The sequence below is a fragment of the Methylobacterium sp. 17Sr1-1 genome, from assembly GCF_003173775.1.
In the GTDB taxonomy this organism is placed as follows: Bacteria; Pseudomonadota; Alphaproteobacteria; order Rhizobiales; family Beijerinckiaceae; genus Methylobacterium.
Genome location: NZ_CP029552.1, coordinates 2,567,012 through 2,575,000 on the forward strand (window position 1 = coordinate 2,567,012; position 7,989 = coordinate 2,575,000).

A 7,989-nucleotide genomic window follows, 5' to 3' on the forward strand; every position below is an offset into this window, starting at 1 on the left:
GGGCTCGCCGGGCGCCTGTCCGATCGGGGCTGTCAGGGGAAAGGAGAGCGCGGGCCTTCTCGTTCGAGAGGTTTCCACGGGTCGTTCTGCACCCGACGAGGATGCAAGCAGCACCGTCGCACCCGCGCCTTGACAGGAGCGGCCACTCACCGGCACTGGCGCTGGGTACCCGTCCGCCTCCCATCTCCACGCGATGTTTCCGGCCATGCTCCCGGCCCTGCTGCCCTCCGCGCCGGTCTTCCTCCCGGTCCAGGCCCGCTACGCGGGCGGGGCGGGGCCGGGCGCGCGCGAGGGCGAGCACGCGATCACCGCCAACAACCGCTGGTCCCGGGTGCAGCTGACCTTCCGCCACCTGCCGGCGGGGGCCTGGTGCTGCCTGGAGGCCCGCCTCGCCTGGGCGGCCGAGGAGGAGGGGGGCCAGGCCCTCGACTTCGCCCTCGCGGGCTTCGACTTCCTGGCCGCCGACGGGTCGAGCCTCGATCTCGACGCCGTGCCGGGCCTCGCCCGCACCCTGCTCGATCCGCACAGCGCCTGGATCGCCGGGCCGGCCTGCCAGCCCGCCGGGACCGAGCTCGTCCGGATGGCCCCGGTGCGGCTGGCCTTCGGGGTGCCGCCACAGGCGCGCGGCCTCGCGCTCACCCTGCGCTCCTGGCGCAACACCGAGGGTTTCACGATCGCCGAGCCGCGCCTGCGCCCCGGCGCGCCCTTACGCGAGGGCGCCTTTCGCCGCCGCCGCCTCGGGCCGCAGCCGGAGCCCCAGCGCCACGGCCTCGTTCCCGGCCTCGGCCTCGTGGTGCGCGGGCAGATCCACGCCGCGCGGCCCGACGAGCACGCCGCGCGGGTGAGCCTCGTCTACCGCGACCGCGACGGGGCGGAGATCCCGCCGCCCTATCCGGGCACCGTCGCGGTGCCGGGCCTCGGCGCGAGGCCGGGCAGCGAGGAGCAGCCGGGGCTCGGCGCGGCGATCAACCTCCCGGCCCAGCCGCAGGCGCGCCGCTTCACCCTCGACCTGGAGCCGCCGCCGGGCGCGGTCTCCCTCGATCTCGGCTTCTGCACCTGGGAGGAGGAGGGCGAGCGACTGCCCGCCGTGGAGGTCGTCGGCCCCCCGGAGGTGGCGCTGGAGGACCGCTTCCGGCTCGAGAGCCTGTGCGGCGACGACCTCCTCGACGCCCCGGGCTTCCTCGCCCGTCTCTCGGCCCGGCTCGGGCGCGATCCCGGGGCCGAGGCCGCCTGGATCCCCGGCCCCGGGGAGGCCGGCAGCGCCGCGCTGCCGCTCGCCCGCGCCCGCTCCCTGCGGGGCGAGGCCGAGCGCCTCGTCGGCGTGAGGCCCGACGGCGGCCTCACCTTGCGCCTCGCCGGCTGCCCGGACTGGCCCCTGCCGGAGAATCCGGCCTTCGACGAGGACCCGTTCCGGGCGGCACCCGCCCGCGCCATCCCGTGGCGCCTCGCCTACCACTCCCTCGCCTGGCTCCTGGCGCTGGCCGAGGCGGCGCCGGCGCGCGCGCTGGCCCTGGCGCAGGCCTGGTCGCGGGCCAACCCCTGGGGCCAGCCGGCCGACCCCCTGAGCCTGCATCCGGCGGCTTTGCCGGCCCGGGCCGAGGTCTGGATCGGCCTCCTCGCCCTGCCGGGGGCCGGGGCGGCGGCGCCGCTCCTGACCGGGGAGGCGGTGCGGCACGGCTTCGCCCTGGCGGAGATCGTCGGGCAGAACACCTTCGGGCAGAGCCTGCACCAGCTCCAGGCCGCCGCGGCGCTCCTGGCGCTCGCCCGCGCCCTGCCGCGCCTGCCGTTCTCGGGCCACTGGGACGGCCTTGCCCGCGAGAGCCTGCGCGCGGGCGTGCCGGCGCTCCTGCCCGAGGACGGGCGCTTCCCGGATTCCTCGCTCCACCGCCGCCTCGACCTCGTCACCCTTGGGCGGGCGCTGCGGGACACCCTCGGCGAGGCCGCGCCCGGCCCCCTCGTCGCCGCCCGGACGGACGCGGTCCTGTCGGACCTCGCCGGCCTCCTCGATCCCGGCGGGCGGCTGCCGCCCTTCGGCGAGGTCTTTGCCGGCACCGACGATGCGGGCTGGATCGCGCGGCTGCGCGGCGGCGGGCTCGTGGCGCAGCGCCCGGCCGCCCAGCCCGGCGCGACCGCCTCTTCGACCCTGCGCCCCGACGGCCTGTCGGCCCGCCACGAGGCCGGGCGCGGCTGGGCCCATTTCGCCTGCACCTTCGCCGAGACCTCGCCCCAGGGCCACGCCGACTGCACCTCCTACGTCTACGCGGCGGGGGCGACGCGCTGGATCGTCGAGGCCGGCGGTTCGGAGCAGGTCGAGACCGGGGGCGCGCGCCACTACCTGCTCTCTTCCCGCGCCCACAACGTCGCGGCGATCGAGGGGCGCGAGCCGGTGGCCGGGGGGGGCGTCCACCGCGGCAGCCTGGCGCTGCCCGGCGCCACCGCCCACGCGATCGAGACCACCGTTCACGGGCCGGGCTGCCGCCACCTGCGGGTCTTCGTGCTGCCGCACGACCTGTCGGGCCTCGCGGTGATCGACCGCTTCACCCAGGACGAGGGCGGGCTCCTGACCTTCCGCGGCCTCGCCCATCTGGCGCCCGAGACCCTGGTCGCCGTCGAGGGGCCGCGCCGGGTGCAGGCCCGCCAGGGCGGCCGGCGCCTCGGCCTGGTTCCCTTCGCGATCGCCGGCCGGGCGGCCGGCCTGGAGGCGGTGATCGGCCACGGCGACCGGCCCGGCACGCTGCAGGGGTTCGTCGCCGGCCGTCCCGGCAGCCTCGAACCCGCCTGCACCCTGCGCTACGCGGTCTCGGGCCGCGGCACCGTCTGCGGCGGCCTCCTGATGGCGGTCGACGGCCCGGCGGAGGATTCCCTGGCACGGGTGCTGGCGCGGGAGGAGCTGGGGCGGTTCGTGATGGGAGGCTGAGGATCGCGTGACGCGGGAGCGTGCCTCGCGTCGAGCGAGTGGTGTTCACAACCTCCGCGGTCATCCCGGGTTCTCGACTGCGTCGAGCCCCGGGACGACGAAGAGGATTATCGTCGTCCCGGGGCAAACGGCCGCAACGACAGTGAAACGACGTTTTCCTCCACCCTTTCATCCGCGAAAAAATTTCCACGTTCCAGCGGGAACACGGGCGGGTCCCGGCCATTCGCCCCGGTGCCTCTGGGTCACGCGGCACGAGGGGAGGGCGCTCGCCGTTCCCCGGCCGTCGGGCCCACCCCCTCTCGCCCGAGCCTCTTCCCCGATGCACGATCCGGACGCGCGTCCCTACCAGCCCATCGAAGCCTACGGCCTCATCAGCAACTGCCACGGCTGCGCCCTCGTCGCCCGCGACGGCTCGATCGACTGGGCCTGCCTCGACCGGTTCGATGCGCCCCCGGTCTTCTCCCGCCTGCTCGACCGCCGGCGCGGCGGCTTCTTCGCGCTGGCGCCCGAGGGACCGTTCGAGAGCGCCCGGCTCTACCTGCCGGGCACCAACATCCTCGAGACCACCTTCACCTGCGCCGCCGGAGCGGCGACGGTGCACGACTTCATGCTCGCGCCCGAACCGGGCCGGGTGCTGCCCTGCCTGGTGCGCCTGGTCTCGGGCGTATCGGGCGAGGTTCCGATGCGGGCGGTCTACCGGCCCCTGGCGGGCTTCTCGAAGACCTTTTCCGCGCTCGAGGCGGTCCCGGGCGGCGTCGGCGCCGCGGGGCTGCCCGACCTGATCGCCGATCTGCCGGTCGCGATCGAGGGATCCGATGCGGTGGCACGGTTCACCGTCGCGCATGGAGGCGAGCAGGCCTTCGCGCTCTATCCGGGCGGGGCGACGGAGCGCGATTCCCTCCACCCCCGTGCGCTGATGGAGACCGCACGGAGGGCCTGGACCGGCTGGTCGGCAGGGGCGGCCTATGACGGGCCGCTCAGCGACCAGCTCCTGCGCAGCGCGCTGACTCTCAAGGCCCTGACCTACGCGCCCTCGGGCGCCATCGTGGCGGCGGCCACCACCTCGCTGCCGGAGGAGATCGGCGGCATCCGCAACTGGGATTACCGGTTCTGCTGGATCCGCGACGCCTGCCTGTCCTTCTACGTGCTGAAGAAGTTCGGCATGGTGGCGGAGGCGGAGGCGTTCTTCCGCTTCGTCGGCAGCCTCGCCGAGCGCGACGAGGGGGGCCTGCGCCCCCTCTACGCCATCGCCGGCGAGACCGACCTGACCGAGCACGAGGCCGCCCATTTCGAGGGCTGGCGCGGCAGCGCCCCGGTCCGCTACGGCAACGAGGCGGCCGAGCAGCACCAGAGCGACGCCTACGGGCAGGTGCTCGACCTGCTGCACCTGTACCGGAGCCTCGGCGGCACGATCCCCGAGGCGATGGCGCGCCAGGCGGTGCGCCTCGCCGATTTCGCCGCGGCCCACTGGCACGAGACGGATGCCGGCCTGTGGGAGCCGCGCAAACCCGAGGAGCACTACCTGCACGCCGCGATCATGAACTGGGTCGCGGTCGACCGCGCGATCCGGCTGTTCGGCGAGCGGCCGCACTGGTGCGCGGCGCGGGACGCCATCGTCGCCCGGGTCAACGGCGAGGGGGTGCACGAACGGGACGGCTACTACCCGCAATATATCGGCGGCGACGATCCCGACGCCGCTCTCCTGATCGCCCCGATGGTCGGCTTCCCGGTCGACGAGGCGGTGTTGTCCCGCACGGTCGAGGTGGTGATCGCGCGCCTCGGCCACGGTCCGCTCGTCTACCGCTACCGCAACGACGACGGTTTGCCGGGCCACGAGGGCACCTTCCTGATCTGCGCCTTCTGGCTCGTCGACGCCCTCGTCTGGCTCGGCCGGACCGAGGAGGCGCAGACCCGCTTCGACGCCTTGCGCGCGCTGCAGAACGACCTCGGCCTCTACGCCGAGGAGGTGGCGGAGGACCGCACCTTCCTCGGCAACTTCCCGCAGGCCTTCAGCCACCTCGCCTTCATCCACAGCGCCCTCGTCCTCGACCTCGCGGCCCAGGGCGGCCGGGCGGCGGTGGCCGGCACCTACGCCGACCGCACCTTGCGCGAGACGCGCTGGCGCCGGGTGCCGTGGATCGTGCCGCCGGCGCCTCCGGCCTAACACGAGGACTTCCCGAAGATACTCCCTCGGCGACGACCCGCGCGGCGATTAACCTGATCTTGAACGAGCATCGGGCATCTCCGACGGGCTCGCCGAAGGACATTGCGGACACGGTCATGATCAAGGGACTCGGTCGGACAGGCTTGGCCGTCGTGCTCGCCCTGGCATCCTTCGGTCCGGCACGGGCCGGGGACGCGCAGGCCGCCGCACCGATCACGAATCAGATCACCTGGTCTGTCTATGACGCCGCGCCGTTCATGATGACCGAGGGTCCGGACCGCGACGCCGGCATCTTCGACCGGATCCGCGGCCTGCTGAGCGCCCGGCTGACCGGCTACATCCATTCCACGCTGACGGTTCCATTTCCGCGCATCGTCACCTCGCTCAAGAACGGCGAGGAATGGTGCTTCGTCGGCGGCGTGAGGACACCCGAGCGCGAGGCCTTCGCGGTGTTCTCGCGGCCGGTGGCGATGTTCTACCCGCTGCGCGTCGTGATCCACGTCCCCCAGCGCGCCCGCTTCGCAGGCCTGGAGCCCCTGTCCCTGCGCGGCCTGCTGAGCGAGCACCGCGACCTGCGCACCAGCATGCTGCGCAACCGCGCCATGGCCCCCGCCGTCGACGCGCTGCTGCGGCAATACCCGCCGGGCCAGACCCATTCGGAGTTCGGCGAGGCGTTCCGGATGCTGCTGAACGACCGGCTCGACTACCTCGTCGAGTTCTCCAGCATCGCGGCCTACAACGCCCGCCAGCTCGGCCGGCCGGACGCCTTCCTGGGCCTGCCCTTCGCGGAGGGGCCGGAGCCGGTCTTCGCCCGGGTGATGTGCGCCGGTACGCCCTGGGGGCGCGAGGTGGTGGCGCGCATCGACGCGGTGCTGGCGGAGGAGCGGCCCGGCCCGGCCTATCGCGGCATCGTCGAGGCCTGGACGGCGCCGGAGGACCTGCCGCGGATCCGCGCCGTCTACGACGACTTCCTGGCGAGCGACTGAGCGCGGCTCACGCCGCCAGCGCCGCCTCTCGCGTCGGGCGGTTCCCGGTCGAGCGATCCTTGCCCGAACGATTCTCGGTCGAGCGTTCCTGCGTGACGAACGGCTCGACCCAGACCCGCCGTCCCGTCAGGTCGTGCACGCTCACCCGCCACTCGGTCCAGTCGCCGGCGCCGAGGCTCTGCATCGCCGCCTCGGCGACCGCGCGGGCGCGGCGGGCGAGGGCGGCCGGGCCGCGGACCGGCGCGCCCTCGGCATCGAGGATGCACTCGGACCCGTTGGTGCAGTGGAAGCGGTAGTGCGTCATGCCGGTCCCCTCTCGCCCATCCTCTGTCCCCATCCCCGCCCGGCGCGGCGGCGATGCCCGACAGCGGTTAATGTTCACTATATGTTCTAAATCCGCAATCCGACCAAGGGTAGGGGCGCGATGCCGCATCCCGTTCACCCGCCCTTCGGGTCCCGCCCCGACCTCCGGGCCCGGCTGAAGAGAAGGCTCGCCGTCGGCCCGAAACCCTGCCAGTCTCAAGGGTGACGGCGCGCGAAACCCCGGCGGGAGACTCCATGTCCGGCCTCTTCGATCCCATCCTGAACTGGCGATTGCTGCCGGGCTCGCACACCTTCCCGGGCCCGGATGGCGGCACCTGCATCAACGAGGCGGCTCTGGTGGCGGCGGGCCTGCCCTACCGGGCGATCCGCTCCTCGGCGGATTGCCCGCCCTGCTTCTCGGGCCCGCTCGCCACCTATGCGCTGGGCCTCAACGACGCGATGCCGGATGCCGAGCGCCCGCGCCTGATGGCCTTCGTGCTGCGCCTCGCCGGCTCCGCCGACTCGGACGCCGTGGAGGCGGAGCGCACCGCCCACCTCGTGGGCGAGGGTGTGCGCCGCCTGCTGCCGCCGGTCCTGGAACGGGCCGGGCTGGTGCAGCACGCCGCCGCCTGCCGGGCGGCCCCGGATCTGGGGATCGCGGTGACGGTCGCCCGCCACGCCGCCTGGTCGGCCGGCTCGCTCGCCGAGGCGGCCGGCCGCCAGGGCACCTGGGTGCGCGGCGCCCGGGCGGCGGCGGCGGCGCGCGCGGCCCTCTTCGCCGCCGAGATCGATCCCCGCACCGCCGCCGACGCGGTCGAGGCCGCCGCCCTGTTCTGGCCAGGGGCCTGGGCCGAGGCGGTGGAGATCCTCGACGGAGCCCTGAGCATCGGCCGACAGGCGCCGCCGCTCGGCATCGCGGAGGCGGGGATGCGCCTGGAGGCCGCGAAGGCGGCGCGGCGCGAGCGGGCTCACGCCGCGGGATGAGGGCGCGTCAGCGCCCGCGATACGCCGCCAGGATCCGCGCCCCCTCCGGCCCGGTCTCCCTCTCCCAGGCCGCCACGGCCGCCGCGCCGGCCTTGGCGAGGGCCTCCGTGATCGAGGGCGCGGGCGGATCGGCGATGACGACGCCGTTCTGGCGCATGCGCGAAAAGTTCTCGTCGAGGCGGGTGCGGATCGCCGCCCATTGGCGCGCCTCGGTCTCGGCGGCGGCCGCGTCGACGGCCCGGCGCACGGCCTCCGGCAGGGCGTCGTAGGCGGAGGCGGAGACCACGGCGATCGAGACCGGCATCGCGTACTGCACCGCCGTGAAGTGCGGCAGCTGCTCCCACAGGCGGCGCCCGACCCCGCCATCGCCGGAGGAGAGCATCGCGTCGACGGCGCCGGCCTTCACCTGCGGGATCGCGTCTGCCTGGGACAGGTTGACGGCCTGTGCGCCGGCCGCCGCGAGCACCGCCGTCGAGGTGGCGTCGTAGGTGCGGATCTTGAGCCCCTTCAGGTCGTCGGCGCCGGCGAGGGCGCGGCGCGACCAGATCCCCGACGGCGCCCAGGGCGTGACGTAGAGCAGCCGCTGGCCTTTCGCGGCGAGCGCCCGCGCGTAGGCCGGCCGGGCGATCTCCGCC

The 7,989-nt window shown here is 74.7% G+C and carries 6 protein-coding genes (1 of these 6 running past the window's edge); 4 read left to right on the forward strand and 2 right to left on the reverse strand.

Features of this window, described 5'->3' with window-relative positions; all coding sequences use genetic code 11:
- The first annotated feature begins 205 nt into the window (after window positions 1-205).
- From DK412_RS11650 to DK412_RS11660, 3 genes are all read left to right on the forward strand, one after another.
- Window positions 206-2,917 carry a heparinase II/III family protein gene (locus DK412_RS11650; protein ID WP_245447589.1) on the forward strand — a complete coding sequence of 904 codons (2,712 nt, stop codon included), beginning with the start codon at window positions 206-208 and terminating at the stop codon, window positions 2,915-2,917.
- Window positions 2,918-3,236: 319 nt separating this feature from the next.
- Complete coding sequence (locus DK412_RS11655) at window positions 3,237-5,081, forward strand: glycoside hydrolase family 15 protein (RefSeq protein ID WP_109972078.1); 1,845 nt, start codon at window positions 3,237-3,239, stop codon at window positions 5,079-5,081.
- Window positions 5,082-5,197: 116 nt separating this feature from the next.
- On the forward strand, window positions 5,198-6,067 hold the full coding sequence (locus DK412_RS11660; RefSeq protein WP_109972079.1) for an ABC transporter substrate-binding protein: 870 nt from the start codon (window positions 5,198-5,200) through the stop codon (window positions 6,065-6,067).
- 7 nt (window positions 6,068-6,074) lie between these two features.
- Here the strand turns inward: DK412_RS11660 and DK412_RS11665 are convergent, their stop codons facing one another.
- A complete protein-coding gene (locus DK412_RS11665; RefSeq protein WP_245447590.1) occupies window positions 6,075-6,371 on the reverse strand; it encodes a hypothetical protein in 297 nt (98 codons plus the stop codon).
- Window positions 6,372-6,625: 254 nt separating this feature from the next.
- Between DK412_RS11665 and DK412_RS11670 the strand changes: the two genes are divergently transcribed.
- Window positions 6,626-7,354, forward strand: a complete 729-nt coding sequence (locus tag DK412_RS11670) for a hypothetical protein (protein ID WP_109972080.1) — start codon at window positions 6,626-6,628, stop codon at window positions 7,352-7,354.
- Between the two features lie 7 nt (window positions 7,355-7,361).
- Here DK412_RS11670 and DK412_RS11675 read toward each other — a convergent pair whose 3' ends face one another.
- Window positions 7,362-7,989 carry the 3' portion of a TRAP transporter substrate-binding protein gene (locus DK412_RS11675; RefSeq protein WP_109972081.1) on the reverse strand. 386 nt of this gene lie beyond the right edge of the window, so the window shows 628 of its 1,014 coding nt (coding positions 387-1,014); the start codon falls outside the window, past its right edge — the gene reads right to left on this strand; the stop codon is at window positions 7,362-7,364.

Excerpts from the sequence above, each read along its gene's own strand:
- DK412_RS11650 (WP_245447589.1), top strand. The coding sequence starts at position 206 with ATGCTCCCGGCCCTGCTGCCCTCCGCGCCGGTCTTCCTCCCGGTCCAG.
- DK412_RS11655 (WP_109972078.1), top strand. The coding sequence starts at position 3,237 with ATGCACGATCCGGACGCGCGTCCCTACCAGCCCATCGAAGCCTACGGC.
- DK412_RS11660 (WP_109972079.1), top strand. The coding sequence starts at position 5,198 with ATGATCAAGGGACTCGGTCGGACAGGCTTGGCCGTCGTGCTCGCCCTG.
- DK412_RS11665 (WP_245447590.1), bottom strand. The coding sequence starts at position 6,371 with ATGACGCACTACCGCTTCCACTGCACCAACGGGTCCGAGTGCATCCTC.
- DK412_RS11670 (WP_109972080.1), top strand. The coding sequence starts at position 6,626 with ATGTCCGGCCTCTTCGATCCCATCCTGAACTGGCGATTGCTGCCGGGC.